The organism is Emergencia sp. JLR.KK010, assembly GCF_037018265.1.
GTDB classification, from domain to species: Bacteria; Bacillota; Clostridia; order Peptostreptococcales; family Anaerovoracaceae; genus Senimuribacter; species Senimuribacter intestinalis.
Map to the genome: position 1 here is coordinate 2,739,463 of NZ_CP143550.1, position 20,611 is coordinate 2,760,073.

General features: G+C 44.0%; 22 protein-coding genes. All 22 read right to left on the bottom strand.

Annotated features, from left to right (window positions below; genetic code table 11):
- Positions 1–5 precede the first annotated feature (5 nt).
- Complete coding sequence (locus tag V1225_RS13190; protein ID WP_338546790.1) at positions 6–1,712, bottom strand: AMP-binding protein; 1,707 nt, start codon at positions 1,710–1,712, stop codon at positions 6–8.
- Positions 1,702–2,571: a hypothetical protein gene (locus tag V1225_RS13195; protein WP_251613709.1), complete on the bottom strand. Its 870-nt coding sequence runs from the start codon at positions 2,569–2,571 to the stop codon at positions 1,702–1,704. The genes V1225_RS13190 and V1225_RS13195 overlap by 11 nt, the downstream gene beginning before the upstream one ends.
- A gap of 158 nt (positions 2,572–2,729) precedes the next feature.
- On the bottom strand, positions 2,730–4,565 hold the full coding sequence (locus tag V1225_RS13200; RefSeq protein ID WP_338546791.1) for an extracellular solute-binding protein: 1,836 nt from the start codon (positions 4,563–4,565) through the stop codon (positions 2,730–2,732).
- Positions 4,562–5,374 carry an ABC transporter permease gene (locus V1225_RS13205; RefSeq protein WP_251613713.1) on the bottom strand — a complete coding sequence of 271 codons (813 nt, stop codon included), beginning with the start codon at positions 5,372–5,374 and terminating at the stop codon, positions 4,562–4,564. The genes V1225_RS13200 and V1225_RS13205 overlap by 4 nt, the downstream gene beginning before the upstream one ends.
- On the bottom strand, positions 5,367–6,440 hold the full coding sequence (locus V1225_RS13210; protein WP_161907669.1) for an ABC transporter ATP-binding protein: 1,074 nt from the start codon (positions 6,438–6,440) through the stop codon (positions 5,367–5,369). The genes V1225_RS13205 and V1225_RS13210 overlap by 8 nt, the downstream gene beginning before the upstream one ends.
- Before the next feature lie 21 nt (positions 6,441–6,461).
- Positions 6,462–6,995, bottom strand: a complete 534-nt coding sequence (locus V1225_RS13215; protein ID WP_160201545.1) for a cupin domain-containing protein — start codon at positions 6,993–6,995, stop codon at positions 6,462–6,464.
- Between the two features lie 195 nt (positions 6,996–7,190).
- Entirely contained in the window at positions 7,191–7,703 is a 513-nt protein-coding gene (locus V1225_RS13220; RefSeq protein ID WP_160201544.1) for a CarD family transcriptional regulator, read from the bottom strand.
- Between the two features lie 174 nt (positions 7,704–7,877).
- A complete protein-coding gene (locus V1225_RS13225; RefSeq protein ID WP_160201543.1) occupies positions 7,878–8,819 on the bottom strand; it encodes a hypothetical protein in 942 nt (313 codons plus the stop codon).
- A 14-nt stretch (positions 8,820–8,833) separates the two neighbouring features.
- On the bottom strand, positions 8,834–9,904 hold the full coding sequence (locus V1225_RS13230; RefSeq protein ID WP_338546796.1) for a GTP-binding protein: 1,071 nt from the start codon (positions 9,902–9,904) through the stop codon (positions 8,834–8,836).
- Between the two features lie 81 nt (positions 9,905–9,985).
- Positions 9,986–10,297, bottom strand: coding sequence for a hypothetical protein (locus V1225_RS13235; RefSeq protein ID WP_338546797.1), 312 nt, complete (start codon positions 10,295–10,297; stop codon positions 9,986–9,988).
- An 11-nt stretch (positions 10,298–10,308) separates the two neighbouring features.
- Complete coding sequence (locus V1225_RS13240; RefSeq protein ID WP_161907672.1) at positions 10,309–11,001, bottom strand: LrgB family protein; 693 nt, start codon at positions 10,999–11,001, stop codon at positions 10,309–10,311.
- A complete protein-coding gene (locus tag V1225_RS13245) occupies positions 10,994–11,353 on the bottom strand; it encodes a CidA/LrgA family protein (protein ID WP_160201539.1) in 360 nt (119 codons plus the stop codon). Before V1225_RS13245 ends, V1225_RS13240 begins: the two co-directional genes overlap by 8 nt.
- Before the next feature lie 395 nt (positions 11,354–11,748).
- The gene (locus V1225_RS13250; RefSeq protein ID WP_338546798.1) at positions 11,749–13,110 is read right to left on the bottom strand and encodes an FAD-dependent oxidoreductase; all 1,362 of its coding nucleotides are present in this window, start codon (positions 13,108–13,110) and stop codon (positions 11,749–11,751) included.
- Between the two features lie 171 nt (positions 13,111–13,281).
- A complete protein-coding gene (locus V1225_RS13255; RefSeq protein ID WP_160201537.1) occupies positions 13,282–14,340 on the bottom strand; it encodes a PilT/PilU family type 4a pilus ATPase in 1,059 nt (352 codons plus the stop codon).
- A gap of 16 nt (positions 14,341–14,356) precedes the next feature.
- Positions 14,357–14,788: a hypothetical protein gene (locus V1225_RS13260; protein ID WP_160201536.1), complete on the bottom strand. Its 432-nt coding sequence runs from the start codon at positions 14,786–14,788 to the stop codon at positions 14,357–14,359.
- On the bottom strand, positions 14,788–15,216 hold the full coding sequence (locus V1225_RS13265) for a hypothetical protein (protein WP_160201535.1): 429 nt from the start codon (positions 15,214–15,216) through the stop codon (positions 14,788–14,790). The genes V1225_RS13260 and V1225_RS13265 overlap by 1 nt, the downstream gene beginning before the upstream one ends.
- Positions 15,213–15,704, bottom strand: a complete 492-nt coding sequence (locus V1225_RS13270; protein WP_338546799.1) for a DUF4860 domain-containing protein — start codon at positions 15,702–15,704, stop codon at positions 15,213–15,215. Before V1225_RS13270 ends, V1225_RS13265 begins: the two co-directional genes overlap by 4 nt.
- Positions 15,701–16,024: a hypothetical protein gene (locus V1225_RS13275; RefSeq protein ID WP_160201533.1), complete on the bottom strand. Its 324-nt coding sequence runs from the start codon at positions 16,022–16,024 to the stop codon at positions 15,701–15,703. Before V1225_RS13275 ends, V1225_RS13270 begins: the two co-directional genes overlap by 4 nt.
- Before the next feature lie 15 nt (positions 16,025–16,039).
- Complete coding sequence (locus tag V1225_RS13280; RefSeq protein WP_338546800.1) at positions 16,040–17,074, bottom strand: type II secretion system F family protein; 1,035 nt, start codon at positions 17,072–17,074, stop codon at positions 16,040–16,042.
- A 97-nt stretch (positions 17,075–17,171) separates the two neighbouring features.
- Positions 17,172–18,170, bottom strand: coding sequence for a transglutaminase-like domain-containing protein (locus V1225_RS13285; RefSeq protein ID WP_251613735.1), 999 nt, complete (start codon positions 18,168–18,170; stop codon positions 17,172–17,174).
- A gap of 432 nt (positions 18,171–18,602) precedes the next feature.
- Complete coding sequence (citX, locus tag V1225_RS13290; RefSeq protein WP_160201531.1) at positions 18,603–19,112, bottom strand: citrate lyase holo-[acyl-carrier protein] synthase; 510 nt, start codon at positions 19,110–19,112, stop codon at positions 18,603–18,605.
- Positions 19,113–19,347: 235 nt separating this feature from the next.
- Positions 19,348–20,610, bottom strand: a complete 1,263-nt coding sequence (locus V1225_RS13295; protein ID WP_160201530.1) for a TRAP transporter large permease subunit — start codon at positions 20,608–20,610, stop codon at positions 19,348–19,350.
- Between the last annotated feature and the right edge of the window lies 1 nt (position 20,611).

Below are 20,611 nucleotides of genomic sequence, written 5' to 3' on the forward strand. Positions count from 1 at the left end.
CGTTCTTATATTTCTTTCCCTGCCATTTCTTCTTCTAACTTCCGATATGCTACTTTTCCAACCAGTGTCGTCGGCAGCATATCCCGAAATTCGATACGCTTTGGCATTGCGTATTTTGCTACATTCTTTTCAAGATGCTTCATAATGCTGATCTTGGTTTCTTCACTCGGCGAAAAACCCGGTTTCAGCATAACAAAAGCGATTACTTTCTGCATTTTCAACGGGTCAGGCACACCGATAACGCAGCTCATATGTACCGCGTCATGAGCGTCCAGCACATTTTCGATTTGAGATGGATATACATTGTATCCACTGGTAACGATCATGCGCTTAATTCTCTGACGGAAATACACAAACCCGTCTTCATCCATCATGCCCAAATCCCCGGTATGCAGCCAAGTGTGACCATCCTCGTGAGTCTTCAGCGTATCTACTGTCTCCTCCGGGTGATTGATATATTCCATCATAACCGTAGGTCCGCAAAGGCAGATTTCACCTTCTTCTCCGTAAGGCACTTCCTCCGTCGTTCCCACTTTAACGATTTTATAGTAGGTATCCGGAAATGGCAAGCCAATGCTTCCCTCTTTTTCCATATGTACCGGTGTCAGACAGCTTGCAGTAACACATTCAGTAGTGCCGTAGCCTTCTCTGACAACGATATGGGCACCATGAGATTTTAAAAATGCGTCAAACCGCTTTTTCAATTCTACCGACAGAGAATCTCCGCCGCTGAACACGCCTTTCAGACATGCCAGATTCACCTTATCTAAAGTCGGCAGGCGAAGCAGCGCCTCATAGAGGGTAGGCACCCCTGCGATGAAATTAGGCTGGTGCTTTTTGATCAGCTTAGCGTAACTTTCCGGCGTAAAGCGCGGAATCAGAATGCATCTGCCGCCGTTAGCTACCATAGAATGGATGCTTACACCAAGACCAAAACCGTGAAACATCGGCATAACTGCCAGCATCTTGTCACCAGGCTTAAACATTTTATTGGTTGCCAAAATCTGTGCCGCCAAAGCATTAAAATTCAGATTGGATAAGAGAATTCCCTTCATAGTGCCAGTGGTGCCGCCGCTATAAAGAATAACCGCAGGATCTTCTCCCACGCGCTGCCGTTCATACGGCGCCTTGTAGCCCTTACCGTTTTTCAAAAAATTCTCCCACCAGATAATCACAGCATCCTTAGGCACTTTGATTTTGCGACCTTCCATAAGATAATAGCCCTTCTTTTTAATCGGGCTGAGCACATCCTTTACACTGGTGATAATCAGACTGCGCAGCGGTACATTCTGTCTGATGTTTGCAAACTTACCGTACATCTGATCCAGTGTTAGGCAGACTGCACTTCCTGATTCTCTAATGGTAAATTCAATTTCCTTTTCGCTGGAAAGAGGATGTACCATGTTGGCGATAGCGCCTACCAGATTTACCGCATAGAACATTATCATGGTTTGAGGCGCATTAGGCATACAAATTGTAACGGACTCTCCCTCCTGCACACCAATGGCTTTCAAAGCTCTTGCACAATCATTGATTTCCTTGATAAAAGTTTTATATGTAGTCTTGCTTCCCATAAAATCATAGGCAATGTAATCCGGATACTTCTCGGCAACAGCTTCCACCATTTCGTACATGGAACACTGGCGATAGGTCAAGCTTGCCGGCACACCGCCTAAATTTTTAATCCAAGGCGCTTTTAACTCAGTTGTCATAATCTACTTCCTCCCTTGCTGCAGTCTCCAGAAGCTCCGGATTCTGCAATAAATATTTCAGCAGTTTCACAGTTTTAGAATAGTAGTAGCCATCAGCGATTCGCTCATCCAAAGTTAAACCAATATCAATGATCTCTCTGCCATCTACTATCTTTTTCTCACCCAGCACCACGAAAATGGAATTGGTACCCCAGTTTGACAGGTGATGGTAGCCTGACTTCAGTCCAATAGACCCCAGATTCGTCATAAAGACTGTCGCAAAATTGGGGTCTTCCTTGATCAGCGCATCAGGCACTTTCCCATAGTAATCCAACTTGTGCAAAATCCACATGACAAAGCGAAGTACAGGTCTTGGCAGTTTCATCAGCATATCCATAGCGCCTGTCGTATTATCGGTTTCCGCCGCTTTTTCACTGCTTCCTCTGTATCGATTAATAATATCATAGACCTTTTCTCTAACAATTTCAATGGTGGTATCCTCATCAAAAGACAGATAAGCGAGGGCTTCCCCGCCGTCGTCAGAAAACTCCTTCTTTACCACAAAAGCAGCCGTCAAATCATCTCTCTGAAAAATTCTGCCGCCCTTGATGAAGCGATTCATGTTCGGTCTGAGCGTTACAGTCTTGACAAAAGCAGCAATAAGAACCTGAAATAGTTTATACTTCATTTCAGGGTTCTCGGCGTTTTTCTTTTCCATATAGGCATTCACATTGGTTAAATCAATTCGCTCACAGATGTAAGCCTCGTTATCCGCACGATTGGGATAGATATATGGCATGATACCATGAAGGGAATCCAGCTCTCTCAGCCATCTTCCATCCTTGCGGTCACCGCGTTTCTTTTTATAATTCTTAGACATCCTCGTCCTCTTTTCAAAAATTACTTTGCATTATATTGTACTTTTTTTGAGGAAAAAAGTCAAATCCTGCCCTCTTAATAAAAACCGCAAACCGGAAGACTCAGGAATTTCTGAGACCTTCTGATCTGCGGTTTTTTCTAAGGCGCAGGGAGGAAATCCTACGACTTAAATTTCTTCCAGTATTTGGTGAACAAATCGTCCGCTTCTGCGCCAAGATTTCTAAGAGACTCACACTGTTTCAGCACTATTTCATCCGGAAACAGGATATCCATCTTGTCCGAATCACCCTTAACACTATCTATAACACTGATATTTGGAATTGAGTATGTCAAATAATCGAAGTTTATCATCGCCGTTTCCTTTTCCAGCATAAAATTGATCCAGGCGTGGGCACTATCCCGATTTTTCGCAGCTTTCGGAATCGCCCAGGCATCGGTAAAATACTCACTGCCTTCTTTTGGAACGACATAAGCTAAATTTTCTTTTTCTTCGCGACAATACAAAACTTCACCATTCCAGATGACTGCAATATCCGCAGATCCGCCGAGAATCATATCCCTCGCCGAATCATTGGCATATTTGTATACCAGAGATTTTTGCTCTGTCAGATAAGCTGCTGCTTCAGAAAGTTCCGCCTCGCTGACAGTATTTAACGAATATCCCTTTGCTTTCAACGCAATTCCCATAGTGTCACGCATACTATCAGGCATAACAATTCTGCCCGCATATTCCGTCTTCCAAAGATCATTCCAGGAAGTGATCTCTCCCTCAGGAATTTTATCCGTATCGTATAAAATTCCCAGCGTGCCCCATGTATGAGGAACCGCATATTTATTTCCCGAATCGAAAGACTCCGCAAGCTGCAGATATTTTTTCTCCAAATTAGAGATATTTGGAATCGAAGAATAATCTACTTCTGCAAGCAAATCCTCGCTGATAAGTTTTTCAATCATATAATCGGAAACACAAATCACATCGTAATTAACCGAACCATTTTTTATGACAGGATACATTTCCTCTGCTGTGTCAAAAGTGTCCATGACCACAGATATCCCTGTTTCCTGTTCAAATTCTTTAATGAGCGCAGGATCAATATAATCTCCAAAAGCATAGACATGGACTTCCTTTCCGGTGTTGCCTCCTGTGGAACCGCTGAGATAAAGAGTTCCGCAAAGCAAACAAATCACCAGCGCTGTCAGCACTGCCATAATACGCTTTTTCGTCTTTCCGCCTGCCTTGGCCGACGCAACATTGGAAGTAGTCAAAACCAGCAGCACGGTAACAAAAATAACTGTAGACAGTGCAAAAAGTGTCGGTCTGATTCCTACTTTCACCTGGCTATAAATCAAAGTCGAAATCGTATTAATGCCAGCGCCTCTTGTAAAGTGTGTAATTACAAAATCATCTACAGACATGGTGAACGCCAGCAGAAATCCGCTGACAATGCCCGGTCTAATATCAGGAAGAACGACTTTATAAAACGCATAAAGCGGCGTTGCTCCAAGATCCAGTGCAGCTTCATAAGTATTTCCAGAAATCTGTTTAAATTTTGGCATCACCGACAGAATCACATAAGGAATGCTGAAAGTGATATGCGCAAGCAGTACTGTACCCCAGCTCAGTGAAATACCGAAGGCAATAAATGCCATCATCAGAGAAATACCTGTAACAATATCTGCATTGAGCAGAGGAATATTGTTCAGCGCCATGATTACATTTTCTGAGCGCTTTTTCATCGCCATAATCCCGATACATGCAGCAGTCCCGATGAGGGTTGCTATGGCGGCAGCTGCCAGCGCAATCGTGAATGTGTTCCAGATTGCTTCCATAATCATGGTATTTGACAGCATTTCCTTGTACCATTTCAAAGAAAAGCCCGTCCACAGAGACATAGACTTGCTCTCGTTGAAGGAAAAAAACATCAGGATCAGAATTGGCAGATACAAAAACAGCAGAACGAGGATCAGATAAATGCTTTTTCCAAGTTTTTTCATATCAGCGTCCCCTCCCCATTTTTGTCTAATTTAGAGAGCGCTGCCATGCTGATAACAATAAATACCATCATGACAAGAGACAGGCCCGAGCCCAGATTCCAGTTGGAACTTGTCGTAAATTCCTGCTCGATGATATTTCCAATCAGATTGATTTTCCCTCCGCCCAGCATGTTGGAGATTACAAAAGTGGTCAGGGACGGTACAAACACCATGGTAACACCGCTGGCAATACCCGGAATGCTGAGAGGCAGCAGGATATCTGTCAGTACCTTCCGCTTGGTCGCTCCAAGATCGTAAGCAGCTTCTATAATATGATCATCTATCTTCATCAGTGTATTATAGATCGGCAGTACCATAAAAGGCAGAAAATCATAAACCATTCCCAGTACAATTGCTGCCGGTGTATTGATCAGCGCAAGAGGCGGCAGATGTAAAAGTCCCAGCAGACCGTTGATCAATCCGCCCTTTTCCAGAATTACCTGCCACGCCATCGTTCGTAGTAAAAAGTTCATCCACATCGGCAAGATAAAAATGAACACCATAAAGCCCTGCCGTCCAAGCTTGCTCCCTTTTAAAATCAGCGCCAGCGGAAAAGCGATCACAAAGCAAATCACAGTACTGATTAATGACAGCAAAAGAGACAGTAAAAGCGCCTGCGCATGCTCTGCGCTCAGCATTGCAATCAAATTAGCAAAAGTAAATGTGCCGCTTCTGTCTGTAAAACCATAATAAGCAACAACTGCCAAAGGAATCACAGTACCGCAGATAATCCACAAGAGAAATGGCGTTGCAAAACTTTTTTTAGACATCGATTTCTATCGCCTCCTCTTCCTTGGACTGTGGTTTATGCATAATTTGAATATTTTCCGGAATCACATCCAGACTAACCTTAGTTCCTACCGGATAGCTGGTGGTATTCTGTGCAAGCCAGGTGAATCCGCCTGCTTCAATTTCCATTTCATAGTGTACACCAATGAATACATTGTGAGTCACTTCACCATCTAGCCTGCCTGCACCCGGTTTTCCAATAATCAGATCCTCCGGTCTGATTACAACATCGACTGGCTTATTTCTGCCAAAGCCGTCGTCAATACAAGGAAATACTGTACCACAGATCTTCACATAAAAATCTTCCATCATTGTGCCATCAATAATATTGCTGTCACCGATAAAATCTGCAACGAAAGCATTTTCCGGCTCGTTGTAAATCTCTTCCGGCGTACCCATCTGCTGAATATATCCACCGTTCATTACCACTACTTTATCGCTCATAGTCAGGGCTTCCTCCTGATCGTGAGTAACGTAAATAAAGGTGATGCCAAGTTCATTCTTCAGGCGAATCAACTCATACTGCATATCCTGGCGCAATTTCAAATCCAATGCTCCCAAAGGTTCATCAAGCAAAAGCACCTTCGGTTCATTGACAATAGCTCTTGCCATAGCAATTCTCTGCTGCTGACCGCCGGAAAGCTGATCGATTTTTCGTTTCTCATAGCCGTCCAGATTGACAAGTTTCAGCGCATATTCAACTTTATCTTTAATATACGATTCGCTCTTCCCGCTAATCTTAAGGCCAAAGGCGATATTCTGTCCCACATTCATATGTGGAAAAAGCGCGTACTTCTGAAATACAGTATTCAGATGGCGCTGATTCGGCGGCACATCGGTAATATCCTTTCCTTCAAAGAACACCTGCCCTGCATCAGGCTTTTCAAAACCGCCTACAATACGAAGCGTTGTAGTCTTTCCACATCCAGAAGGTCCCAACAGTGTGATAAATTCGTTCTCATTTACCGTTAAATTGAAGTCATCCAGCACCTGTGTATCTTCAAAAGACTTGTAAATATGCTTTAATTCGATGAGTGATGATGTCATTTAAGTTCCTTTCTTTACATCTTAAAAGCTTGGCGGCGAGCTTACCCATATCAGTTCTGCGCCTGCTTTCGATGAAATATAATGTTTTCTTGCTGGTGTATAATAAAATGAATCGCCGGCCTTTGCCTGATGGATTTTCTTTCCTATATGAATGGTAATCTCACCTTTCAGTACAAATCCAAACTCCTCTCCCTCGTGCGGATTGTCAGGATATGTCTGGCCGCCCGCCTCAAGGCTCAGGCGAATAGGCTCCATAACGTTCTTTTGCGCACTTGGAATAATCCACTCTATTTTATTCTTTAATTCAAGGTCTATTTTCTCAAAATAATCTTCATCTGCAAATACAATCTGTTCATCGCTGTCCTCTGCAAAAAACTCTGAAACAGATACTCCCAGGCACTGCAATATGTCTGAAAGTGTTGCAATAGATGGAGATGTCAAATCTCGTTCCAGCTGAGAAATGAAGCCCTTAGAAAGCTCCGCCCTGTCAGCTAGTTCCTCCTGCGTCAGTCCATTGACAATGCGCAGGGCTTTAATCTTGGAACCAATCTCCATATTCCTACTCCCTTACTGTGTCACAAACATTAAACTTCAAGTTTAGTATTTCTAAACTGTAGTGCAAGATTATTATACTCGTTTTTGATAACATGTCAATAGGTGATTTAACTTTTACAAATTTTTTGTCAAAAAAAGATCGGATGTCAAAACAATTTGCATTGTCTGGTATTCCGATCTATTTCTTATATTTACTTACAGCTCCTCATCACCTAGCCTGTTTCGGATATAATCCTGTACATCATCTCTGGAAATTCCCAGCGCTGCTGCGAACTCTCCGAAAAGAAGGTCTTCTGCACGTTTCATAAATTTTTTGTCAATCTGCCCAAGGTGGCGATTCTGAGCAAGTGCATCCAGCTTTTTTTGATGTATGGACTTGGTCAGTTTAAGCAAGTCTATACATTTATGGCTGTCAATGACTGACTGATAATACTTCGTAAGCTGTTGCATGCTACTGTTTTTGTAAATTTCCGTGTGAATCTGCGGAATATTGTCAATCAGATCTTTCGCTTCATCTTCGGAGATTACCGCACGCATAAACACTTTCTGATTATCTACTGGTGCATAAATGACGCCGCTTTGATAAAGAGGCTCCAGTACATAATACAGCCTGTCCTCATCTCCACCGGCAAAATCCGACTTACGAATATCCGATACTTTGCAAACGCCTGTCGTGCCATACATAATCAGGTCATCAATGTTATACATTTCGGCTCACATCTCCTTTCTTCTTCCATTATTTCTATCTCATTTATTATTATAACACGTTTTTGAAAGAAAATGTAAGTTTTTTGTATACAATTCCAAAATATTTTTATCATACCATTTTTTGCAACCAAAAGGGAACAGCACAAATGCGTCTGTTCCCTAAATTCTTGCCAGTTAAAATTGTGCTACTTCAGGATCGGCTTCTTCTGTCTCTTCCACTTTTGTGCAGTAGAGCACAGGTCCCACCTCGCCATAGGTTTCATCATCTTCCACTTTCACTTTAGCTATAATCGTTACCCAGCCGCCGTGTTCCAGCAAATTTGCTGCATTTTCCCATCTGCATACAAGTCCTGCAAACTGAATATCCTCTACACAGCATGTCATCACATGACGACCAAAGACAAATTTGTCGTCCGGCATACCGCCGCCAAGAACGCTGCGACCCTTTACAGTAATCACCTTGCCGTCATACTTGTCCTGCTCCTCGTTGATATCTCTATACCACTCCGCATAGGCATTGTCTGCAATCTCAATGAGCGGCGCATTGAGATCAAAAGGCAAAGGATCCGGAATCTGATCCAGCTCCACATCGTCTTTATCATATTCATAGAGGATCTGGCTCTTTCGGTTAACTCCGCGAACAATTTTATGAAATTCCATCTTGTCAAAGCCTTTTTCGCAGCGGTTGAACACAACCATCTCAGCGCTTTTCAGTTTATCAAAGACCAGCTGCCGCATATTCTGATTATACACAGAAAAAGTCTGCGCATCTGCAAAAAACATTTCCTGATAGGTAATCCACTCCTTCGGCATATTTCTGTAGATCGTGTCCAAACTCCACATGCCGTTATACTCGATGATTACCCGTTCGACCTTATGCTTTTTCTGCAAAGCGCTAAGCGTCTCTTCCGTTAAATCTTCTTCCTCTTCAACCCGTTCAATAAACACGTTGGTTCCGAAAAACTTGACCGGATGATATTCTTCCTCACCCTCTTCACACAGAAGCAGCAAGGTTCTTTCTCCGGCATTGAAGTCATCGCCCTCCAGCGCCTCCTGAATAAACGTGGTTTTACCGCTTTCTAAAAATCCGGTAAACAAATATACTGGTATTTCCATATGCTACTACCTCTTTACAGTCCAAACAACTCTTTAATGCTGTCCTCTTCGATGCCTGCACCAATGACACACAGCATACCTGTTACTGCCGCAGTGCCATATCTAACATCAGGTTCACCCGGCACATAGTCAAAATGTAACCACTTACCGTCTTCTCCCTCTACAATTCCTTTCGCACGAAGCACCTGTCCATACATTGCAAAATTTGTCAAAGCGCTCAGCGCTTCTTCAATCTGCTCTTTTGTAAACTTATGAGATGTTTCCAGTCCAAAACTCTGAAATACTTCATCGGCGTGGTGATGATGGTGGTCATGATGATGTTCATGTTCGTGACAGCCGCAGTCACAATCTTCATCGTGGTGATGATGGTCATGATGTTCATGCTCGTGTGCGTGGTCGTGGCAGCCGCAATCCTCATCGTGATGATGATGACCATGGTCGTGATGTTCATGCGCTTCGTTCTCAAGACTTGCCAGCTGCGCTGCCAGTGTATTCTTCTGCTCGATCGTTTCCAGAAGCTGCTGTCCTGTAAGTTCTTCCCAGTCTGTTGTTACTACAGGCGCTTTCTCGTTATATTTACGAACAAGCGCTACACAGTCGTCCAGTTTCTTCTGCGCAAGCCCCGCCGTATGGCTGAGAATAACTGCTGCCGCATGTTCAATCTGATTATTATAAAACTCCCCAAAGTTCTGCATGTACATCTTCGCCTTCTTTGCGTCCACAACCGCAACCGCAGCATTTAAGCACAATGCTTCGTTATGCAGATTTGTCACAGCAGTTATCACATCGCTAAGTTTTCCTACACCGGACGGCTCGATGAGAATTCTGTCAGGCGCAAACTCTGCCAGTACCTTTTCTAGTGCCTTTCCAAAATCACCAACGAGGCTGCAGCAGATACAGCCAGAAGTCATCTCATTAATTTCAATTCCTGCATCTTTGAGAAATCCGCCGTCAATCCCGATTTCTCCAAATTCATTTTCGATGAGAACTACTTTCTCATTCTGATACGCTTCTTCAATGAGTTTCTTAATTAGCGTTGTCTTTCCGGCACCTAAAAATCCGGAAAAAATATCTACCTTTGTCATATTATCATCTCTCTCCTGTAAAGTTCTACTTTATAGTATACCACAAATTCCCATAATTCTCACCGGAAATATAGAAATTTTCTATTCTGCGTCATAATACGCTTTGACTCTGCTTTCTACAAGTGCCATAACCTGATTCCAGCCGCCGATACAGATCCAGTCCTGCGCAAGATGTACCTTTACTACCTCATAAAGCCATGTCTTATAGTGTTCTATCGCCGCCTCAAAGTTCAGCCCCTGTTTCTGCAGCTGCTTAATATCAAAGGCAGCAAACTCTACTGTAATTTTACAGCGCTGCCGCGGCGCTTCTTTTAACCCCTTTGGAAAGTCCAGCACTGCTACATCTACACTATTAAAAAAGGGAGGGTCCATCCTCAGCTGAATTTCTTTCATTTGATTCTCCTTTACCAAAAACAAGCAAATACACTGGCACCTACCACTGTGACAAGACCCGCCACCGCAATGGAAAGGCTGCTCATAGCACCTTCAATTTCTCCTATTTCTATCGCCTTTGCCGTGCCGACGGCATGAGACGCTGTGCCAAAGCCCACACCCTTTGCGATAGGCTCTTCTATGCGGAACAGTCTGCAAACCGCTTCGCCGAACATATTTCCTAAAATCCCCGTAATGATTATGACGGCTACCGTAATCGTGACATAGCCGCCCAGCGTTTCCGAAACACCCATGCCAATAGCTGTCGTAATAGATTTTGGCAGTAGAGTCACATAAGTTTCGTGGCTGAGGCCAAAGAGGACTGCCATAGCAAGTATGGAGACAAGGCTTGTCAAACAGCCTGCAATAATTCCAGCCATAACTGCTTTCCAGTTCTTTTTCAAAAGACTCATCTGTTCGTACATAGGAATGGCAAGACATACTGTAGCCGGCGTCAGCAAATAACTAATATACTTTGCACCTTCGTAATATGTATCGTAGTCCATATCTAAAAGCAGAAGCGCACCGATAATCAGCACCGTTGCGATCAAAATGGGGTTAAACAGGGGAATTTTCAGCTTTTTCTTTGCAATTTGTCCAATTTCAAAGCAGAGCAGCGTAAGCCCCACGCCGAAGAATACAGACTCAATCAGAATATCATTCATCAGCTTCACCGCCTTTTCGAATCACAAACTGGGTCACTCTGCCGGAGACCGCCATCACTACTACAGTTGAAATGACGGTGATGCAAATAACTGGAATCCACACCGGCTTCAGTACGCCCCAGGATTCCAGAAGCCCTACTGCCGCAGGCACAAACATCAGCGGCATAATCTCTACCATAAACGTTCCGGTCTCTCTGACCGCTTCCAGAGGAATAATCCCACTCAAAAGACATATCAGCATAATTACCAGTCCATAAATGCTGGCAGGTACCGGAAGCGGAAGTAAAAAGTTAAGCATCTCTCCTGCAAAAGAAACTATCATTACAATTAAAACCTGTCGTATATATTTCATTGATTTCCTCGTTTCTATCTAAAATTGCAGCTTGTCCCTCTGCCGCAATTTAATAGTATATCACCTTGCCGAAAAAAAGCAACCGTCTTTCCCTCTTCACATGAAGAAGGGATCTCGACAAGTTTATCAATGGGAAGCTTAACCTAAATTTTGTTTTTATACCAAAAATGTATAAGTCTAACGGCAAATCTTAACCTAAAATGAAAAAGTATTAAAAAAGTGTATAAGAGAAACTTGAAACATGGTCGAAACATCCTTGTAAACGAAACATTTGCCAAAGGAATTCAAGTGCTTTTATACATTTTTTTAAATTCTTTAAATTCTCGGTTAGGATTTTCATATTCCCTTATACACTTTTTTTTAAATTTCTATTTTAGGTTAAACTCTTGTTACTTCTAAATCCTTCTTTTCATATCCATTTGCGCCGGATTATCAATCAGCTTTCCATCCTCTGCAAATCTTGAGCCGTGGCAAGGGCAATCCCAGGTTTTCTCCGCCGCATTCCATTTCAGCGCACAGCCAAGATGGGTGCAGCGAGGTGCAGTTGGCCGCATAAAATTTTTTGTCGTCTCAAAACCGTTTACCAAGAGCTGCGGTCTCAGTATCGTCCGCTGAGGTGAAAACACCCTTCCAATCTCCCGATCCAGTTCTCCGGTCAGGGCCATTGCCGCTGTCATCGCGCCGGTCATCCCCCACTTGTTAAAACCCGTCGCCACCAGCAGCCCGTCCTTTTTTCGACTATAGCTGCCAACGTAAGGAACTTCATCTAACGTCATGCAGTCCTGCGCCGCCCATGCTGCCACTTCCCGGCTGCCCGGATAAAGGCGCTTTGCCTGCTGTCTCAGCTGTTCAAAAGCCGCATGGCTGGTTCCGGTTCTGCCACCTCCTCCGCCTAAAAGTAAATAGTCGTCATAGGTTCTAAAGGATAGATCCAGAGGATTACCCTTTTCACCGCCATTTCCGATATACATGCCGCAGACCTGCTGCATTTCTGCCTTTCCCTCGTCATTCTGTGCTGAAAGCGCTAACACATAGGACCGGCTCTGGTACATCTTCATAAAATACATGCCTCTGCGGTCAATAAACGGAAAGTGGGTTGCGATAATTACCTTATCCGCATGAATCCTTATATCCCGACCCCAGCCATTTATAACAAAAGCCTGCCAGCCAAAACGCTGCTTCTTTACGTCGCTCACAAAACTGTGCTCGTAAATTGCCTGCCCCTTGGCAATCTCTGACGCAAATTTCAGCGGGTGAAACTGGGCCTGCCCCTTCACCTTAACTGCACAGGCTGCCGGCAGCGGTATATCCACATGCTCCGTGTAGGATACTTTTCCGCCAACCTCTGTGATAGCCTCAATCTCAGAAAGTACCGCACCCACATCGTTCATCGTGTAAACGTAGTTATCCTTCTCTTCAAAATCACATGGGATACGCACAGCTAAACGCCTGTACATCTCTATCGCTTTCTCATTTGCCGATAGATATGCTGCAGTCTTTTCCCTTCCAAAACGAGCAAGGCGTTTTCTGTAGGAAAGTCCATGAAAGGCGGTAATCTTTGCCGTCGTATTTTTCGTCACACCGCCTGCGATAGTATCCTTCTCCACCACCGCGTAGTTCGCCCCTTGCTCATTCAAAAAATGACCAATTAAAAGACCGCACATACCGCCGCCAACCACCAGCACATCTACTTTCATATTATGCTCTGCCGTGGGAAATTCCGGCATCTTGATATCTTTTGTCCAGATTGATTCCATTGCAATAACCTCCAAATACCCCTATTGTGCCACCAGTGTGCTTTTTTATAACAATATCTAAAAATTAACAGAATCTCAATAAAAAAGCTGTACAACAATCTAACCTCACTTGTTTGAGACTGTTATACAGCTTTTATTTTATTTTAATACGCAGTCCAAAGTGGTCCTTCCTTATCCCAACCGTCTCTGCATCTGTTCTGCATTGTCCGCATAGATAAGTGCCGTATCCTTACTAATCTCACCATTTTTACAAAGAGTCAAGATAGACTGATCCATGGATAACATACCCTCATTTGCCCCTGCGGCAATTGCGTTGTTAATCTGGTGGCTCTTGTTATCTCGAATCAAACTCTTGATTGCATTATTCATATGCATGATTTCAAAAGCCGGCACCAGATTTCCAGAAGTGCCTGGCAGCAGCTGCTGTGATACGACTGTGCGAAGCACCATGCTCAACTGGGTTCTCACCTGTGCCTGCTGCTCACTTGGGAAAGAATCCACAATTCTGTCGATGGTATTTACAGTTCCTTTCGTGTGCAGCGTTGCAATAATCAAATGCCCTGTTTCCGCTGCGGTCATGGCTGTACGAATCGTCTCGTGGTCACGCATTTCTCCCAGCAAAATCACATCCGGTGCCTGGCGCAGGCAAGCACGAAGTCCGGAAAGATAGTCCTCCGTATCAATAGAAATTTCTCTCTGGCTTACAATGCTCCTGTCATTTCTGTGCAGGTACTCGATGGGATTTTCCATGGTAATGATGTGGCATTCTCTGGTGTGATTGATTCGGTCAATGATACATGCCTGAGTCGTAGATTTCCCGCTTCCTGCAGTACCTGTCACCAGAATCAGCCCGTGACTTGCCTCCGACAGTTCCATCACCTGAGCCGGAATCCCCATTTCTTTCCAATCAGGAATCCCAAAAGCAACCACACGCACGACAGCCGCCATCGAGCCGCGCTGCTGATAGGTATTTACACGAAATCGCGCCAGTCCCGGCACAGAGAAGGAAAAGTCATCATCACCGCAACTCAAAAAATGCTCCATGGGTCTTCCCGCTTTTTCGTAAATCTCTGTGACCAGTTTTGCGCTGGTATCCGGAAGAACTCGCTCTTCACCAATAGGTGTCACGCTTTTGTCCAGTTTCACGCAAACTGGACCGCCTGCCACAATAAAAATATCCGAAGCTCCGCATTCGACTGCTTTACCTAAATAGTTCATCAAATCTGCCATAATCAAATCCTCCTGGTCACTCGTTTTCTATGCTGTCTTCAGGTTCCGTGCCGTCCCAAACAGGAAGGTTTTCATCAATCTCCTCATCTCTACTGGTTTCCACTCGCCAATGTTCTATCGTATAATCGGCTCCGTTAAACCGAATCGAAACTTTTAGGTTTTGGTTCTCCGAAATCGGACAGGTATAAGTATATCTGTTTCCCCTAATTGTTACATGCTCCGGCACTTTGCCCTGACGAATCTGCGCCAGTATTTCTTCCGCACGAGAATCCGCTTCATAGTAGTCTGACACAGCCTTTGCCGAAGCCTTACTGAGTCTCTCATCTGCCCGCACCGTGGAAAGACTGAGCAGCGAAAACACAGTCAGGCACAATACTGCAAAGATGACCAAAAGGGATGTTCCCCCTACTGCAGGCGGCGAAAATGATTCTTTGCTGATTTTTCTCATTACTCCACCTCCCGATTCTGCCACGATACCGGCATGCTGAACAGAAGCTCTCCCTCAGCATCATATACTGCAATCTCCGCACTCTGCAAATATGCTATGTCCGTATCCTTATAACTGAGCTGCAAGCGGAATGCTGCCTCCATCTCACCCTTACTATCTTCGAACGGTTTCCATTTTTCATTGTAAAATATCTGGCCGCCTTCCTCTCCTAAGTTTGCGCCCATTTCACGAAAATAGGTCTCTCCATCGCCAGCTTTCATGGACTCCGCTGCATTCTGCACTTCCACGACTGCCCGGTCACGGCAAATGCTTTCCTCAGAAATCTCTTTGGAAGTTGTAAAAGCCTGCAAGCACAAAACTGCCGCAAGGGCAAATACCAGCAGCATAATCATCTGCTCTATCATCACTAGAGGTGCTTTGCTTCTCATGACGCTGCCTCCTCTCCGCTTCGCAGAGTCAAAAACATAACAGTCTCAGACTCCTGCGTTCCTTCATTTCCGTAGGAAATTTCCAGTCTGCTACCCTTCATAGAGAGGGAAAACTTGGAAATCGGCATAATTTTCTCTCCATCTTCTGGCGCCAGCTGTGCTCCTTCGGCACAAAAAAGTTCCATCAGATAGCCGTCATAACTATAAATTAAAGTTACATAAGTATTTCCTTCGATTTCTTTCGCAAGGGAAAGCGCATTTCCATCCCCAAAATCGGTTACAGAAACACTGTTCATATCATCATTTTGACGCACCTGAGTCGCAATGTACTGTCCGCAAACTCGGCTGTCATACGCAATCCTGTCCTTGGTTGTCAAACCGTTGTATGCATCAGCGCCTGCAAGCAAAGCAATTAGCAGGCATACTGCAAATACACCAAACAGCAATAAGGCGATTAGACCTTCTAAATGATTCTTCTGTATCTTCATTGATCATTCTCCAGTACTGTAATATCCGGCATCAGGTTATCGGCAATCACCATATAGTGCACCGTGTAACGCTCCTCGTCAATTTGAACGCCATAATGTTCCTTCAGGTATTCAAGACTTGGAGGGTATGCTCCTTCAGCAGCATAGCACGCCACACAGTTTCGTCTGATGGCCTCTTGCAGCTGCTCTAAACTTTCTTGATTTCTACCGCTATCCAGGCTATTAAACGCTGTCGCAAAGCACAAAAGCACGCAAACTGCAACGGCCGGAAGCAGCAGTCCCTTTATCAGTCCACTCCATTTGGAAAATTTTCTTTTCATCTTTTGCACCGCCTATTAACCAATTGCTGACATAATATGCATAAGCGGAAGCATTACAGAAAGGAGAATCAGCCCTACCAGAAGTGCACAAACCAGCACCAGTGCAGGTTCTACCTTGCCGACCATCGCTTCAATCGCAAACTCGCTCTCTTCAGATAAATCTGCAGCAATTTTTTCTACGGTTGCGTCCATGGTGCCGCTTTTCTGACCCAGTTCCATCAGTCTGCAGGAAGCCGCCGGAAGCATTCCGCTTTCCTGCATGGCAGCATTCAGGCTCTTTCCCTCATCGATTAGATTTCTGCAAGTTTCGCAGCGCATTTTCGCCCCTGGAACGTCACAAAGCAGTTCCGCAGAAAGTTCCAGCGCTTCCTCTGTCTGAAGTCCGCTGGATACACCCATAGCAAAGGCCTGAATCAGCCTGGAAGTATTTAACTGACGAAAGATGCCCTTATCACCGCGGCTGTTTCTCCATGCGCCGAGAAGCTTCTCACGAAAGCTTCCAATCGCTGCAAAAGCCACCAGGAAAATCATCACAGCGGCTAAAAGAATCCATAAAACCGGCATTGCCTTATCAAGCCAGCGTCCCAGCATCAAAAGTCCGCCGCCAACACCGGTGAGTTGTCCGCCTAAAGACGCATATACATCATCAAAAATTGGGAGCACCTTTACCAATAAAATGCCTATTACAATCAGCATTAAAACCAGCATAACTGCAGGATAAAGAAGCGCGCTCTTAATACGCTTATTCAGTCTGACGCGGCGCTCATAATATGTAGCCAAGGCCGTCAGCGCTTCCTCGGTACGACCTGCATGCTCGCCCACATCAATCAGCCCGCATACATATGCCGGAAACCTGCCGCTTTCACGAAAACACTCTGAAAGAGATACTCCATCGTCTGCCTTTTGCGCCATACCCTCCAAAATTTCTTTGTAGTCTGCTTCTTCTGACAGCAGCGCCAACGCATCCCCCACAGGAATTCCTGCATGAAACAGCAAAGAAAGTTCAAGGCATAAAGCTGCTATCATCTCATTTGAAAGTATTTGATTCATAATTATTCCGTCCTCGTCTTTCATTCTAAAAAGTTTTAAATGCGCAACAAATCGTTAGGTTGCTTTAACAGCTCCCTAACGATTTATTTCGCAGTTTTTAATAGAAAAGTTTTGGTGCATAGTTGCTTCCGTCACCGACGTATTTCTTGATAGATTTACTATTCTTAGCAGAGGAAACGAATGTCGGATCCATACGCTGCCATTTAACACCGTCGAAGTAGATAGCACCATCAACCCAGCCTGTATCTTCACTCCATACACTAATCCAGGCATGATATGCACTGCCGGCATATCCTACAACCAGTTTGCACGGAACACCCTGGCTTCTCAGCATACCGGTCATCAACGCTGCATAGTCGAAGCAGATTCCCTTTTTCTTCTTCAGAACTTTATCTAAATCAGGAAGATAACCGGACTGCACAGTCTTTGCAAGCTTGGTATCATAGGATAAATTCTTTATGACATATTTATAAACTTTTTCCACTTTCTTCAGTGGATCTTTGGTTTTGCCTACGACGCTCTTCGCCTTCTTGACTGTATTAGGCGCATCCTCATAGTTTACATACTGATTCGGACGAATGAACGGTGCAAATTCATCATCAAGAGTTGCCTTGAAGCTTACAGAAAGCACTGTGGAGTACTTATTGTCCGTTACATTCTCGAATACCGTAACCTTGTAACTTCCGTTGCCATCTGACAGCGGAAATGTAGTCCACTCGTCTACGTTAATGTTATACGTATAAGTTGTAGTCGGACCTGCAACCTGTGTCTTAAGGCGTTTTTTGGTGGAACCGATAAACTTGACCATAACATACCCGTCTTCAACATTAGAATAGTCAATGATTGCACGGTCATCCTGCTTCACGCTGGTTCCAGACGGTTCCGGAGTTAATATATTAGGGATGGAAGGCGCTTTCGCTAAGATTGCCGGTTCATCCGGAATCTCTACATCTTCCGCATCAACAAGTGCAACCTGCTCGATATAAGGAATGTCATCCATAGCTACACTGTCCTCAGAATCCTGCCCGCAAGCCGTGAGTGATGTCAGAACCAATATCAGCGCCAAAAGCAAGGATAGGGTTTTCTTTATATACACAAAATCACCTCCATAAAAATTTGTATCTTTTCTTCTACGGTTAGAAGTATACCACAGAATTTGCGGAATGAAAACCCCTTTTTTGAAAAAAAATATAATCTTTCCGAACTTTCTTCCCAAGAAAACACCACACTTTAATTAAACGTTTATTTTTAGCCATTTATTCTCAATTCAAGTTCGGATATCAATTCGTTTTTTTGGTAAAAAATCCGAAATATCATGTTCAAAAATGGAAATTTTATACCGTTTTCCATTAAATTCCTCTGGTTAGATTTCGTAGTAACACCTTTCATATTCGTGCAAAATCTAACCGATTTGTATGAAATTATCCCATACCATTTTATGTCATACTATCTTTATGCGTGTAAACAAAAAAACAATTCAGCCAGCAAATTCACAGACTGAATTGACATTTTTAGCCTTTCTATTCTACTAAAAAAACTTGCTTAAAATCCGATTAATTTCCGCAAGGAGCAGCTCCATCGGATGGCTTTGACTGCGAGCACAGACCTTCGCAGCTTCACCACAAAGAAGACACCGCCTGCCTGGCATTCCAAGGTTTGACCGTGAAATACTCCCTTTTTCAGATAAAACATCCATATCAAAAATTCTTCCCAAAGGCGTCGTATCTTCGATTTCCACAGTCACCCTTTTCACCTCTTCAGGCTGCATACCTGTTATCATTAGATAGCCTTCTGCGCCGGTCGAAAGAAATTTTTCTTCTCTATATAAAATCTGTTCTGCCGAAATTTTTTCCGCAAGAAGTTCCATTCCCACCTTCAAAGCTTCCCTATAAGCAGGCTTATCTTTTACAGGCCCCGGAATGTTCAAAGTCACCGAAACCAAAACGCCATCATGCTGGTCAAGCAGCATTCTTTGCTTCTGCGCCCGCTTTTCTCGGGAGTCTAAAAGTTCCTGCAAAGTAATCGGATGTTCTGTCATGTCCGTCCTTCTTTCTGCTATTACTGTATTTCCTATGATAAATCAAATACCCCAGTAATTCAACATTTCTTTTTATTGAAAAGTCATTTTGGAGGCTCTCATGCTTTTTCGAAAAATAGAAACACTTTTATTATATCATGTTTTTTCAGCACAACCCAAATAATACTGACACTTTAATTCCATAAGAAAACCCGGTCTGCTTCTCGCAAACCGGGTTTTATCTCAACAAACTATATTATAGCAGCACTGTGGTCAGTACTGGAAATGCAGCAATCAAAATCACCGCCGCAATTACCGTCAAAATATACGGAACCAGCCCTTTTACCACGTCTACATAACTTTCTCCCGTCGTCGAGCAAACAGTAAACAAGTTGACCCCAAAAGGAGGCGTAATATAACCAACTACCAGCGCAATTACAAAGACCAATCCCAAATGGAGCGGATCAAATCCGAGAGCAAGTCCTGTCGGCACGATAATCGGTGCCAAAATAACAACAGAAGCGCTGGTTTCCATCAAAGTACCGATGATAAAAAGCAGAATTAGAAGCACTGCCATGTATAGTACTTTGGTATGTAGCAACGGCACCAAAAATGTCGTAATAGTTGCCGGAATTTTTCCTGCTGCAAGAAGCCAGCCAAATACGTTAGCTGAGCCTACGATCAGTAGTCCCATCGCCGAAACTGTAGCGGATTTTTTCAAAATCTCAAAGAGCTTTTTAAAGGTCATGCTTTTATAACAAATTGAAATCAAAAGACTGTACGCACATGCAATCGCCGCCGCTTCCGTTGCAGTAAAAATGCCTTTATAAATACCGCCAAGTACCAGCACAGGCATAAACAAAGTTCCTGCAGCCTTCCATGTATAGCCAAGCACTTCCCTTGCCGTATACTTTTTATCGCTGACCTCTATTCCCCATCTTCTCGCCATTAAATTGTTTGCTGCAATCAGTGCAACAGCCATGAGTACGCCTGGAACAATTGCTCCTGTAAACATATCCGGCACACTGACTCCCATGGTTGTCCCGTAAATAATCATCACAATGCTCGGCGGAATAACCGGTCCTAAAGCCCCTCCGGCAGCAACCAGCGCCGCAGAAGAATTTTTCGGATATCCTGCGTCAATTAGCGCCGGATACATAATCGCTCCGATAGCCGCAACAGTTGCAGGTCCGGAACCTGTTAGTGCCGCAAAAATCGCACACGCTACAATTGTAACGGTACCTACACCGCCTCTGGTACGTCCGCATACACAGGATGCCCAGTCTACAAGGCGCTGCGACATACTGCTGCCCTCCATAATATATCCTGCCAAAATGAACAATGGACAGGCAAGAATCGGAAAACTGTCAAGACCTCCAAACATTCTCTGTACCATAATGATTAAATCAGCAAAGTCGGTACTCACCAGTGTAATTCCACTGCAAAGCACAAGGGCATAGGCAATCGGCATACCGATTAACATCAAAACTAATAGAGAAATAATTAAAATTGCGCCCATA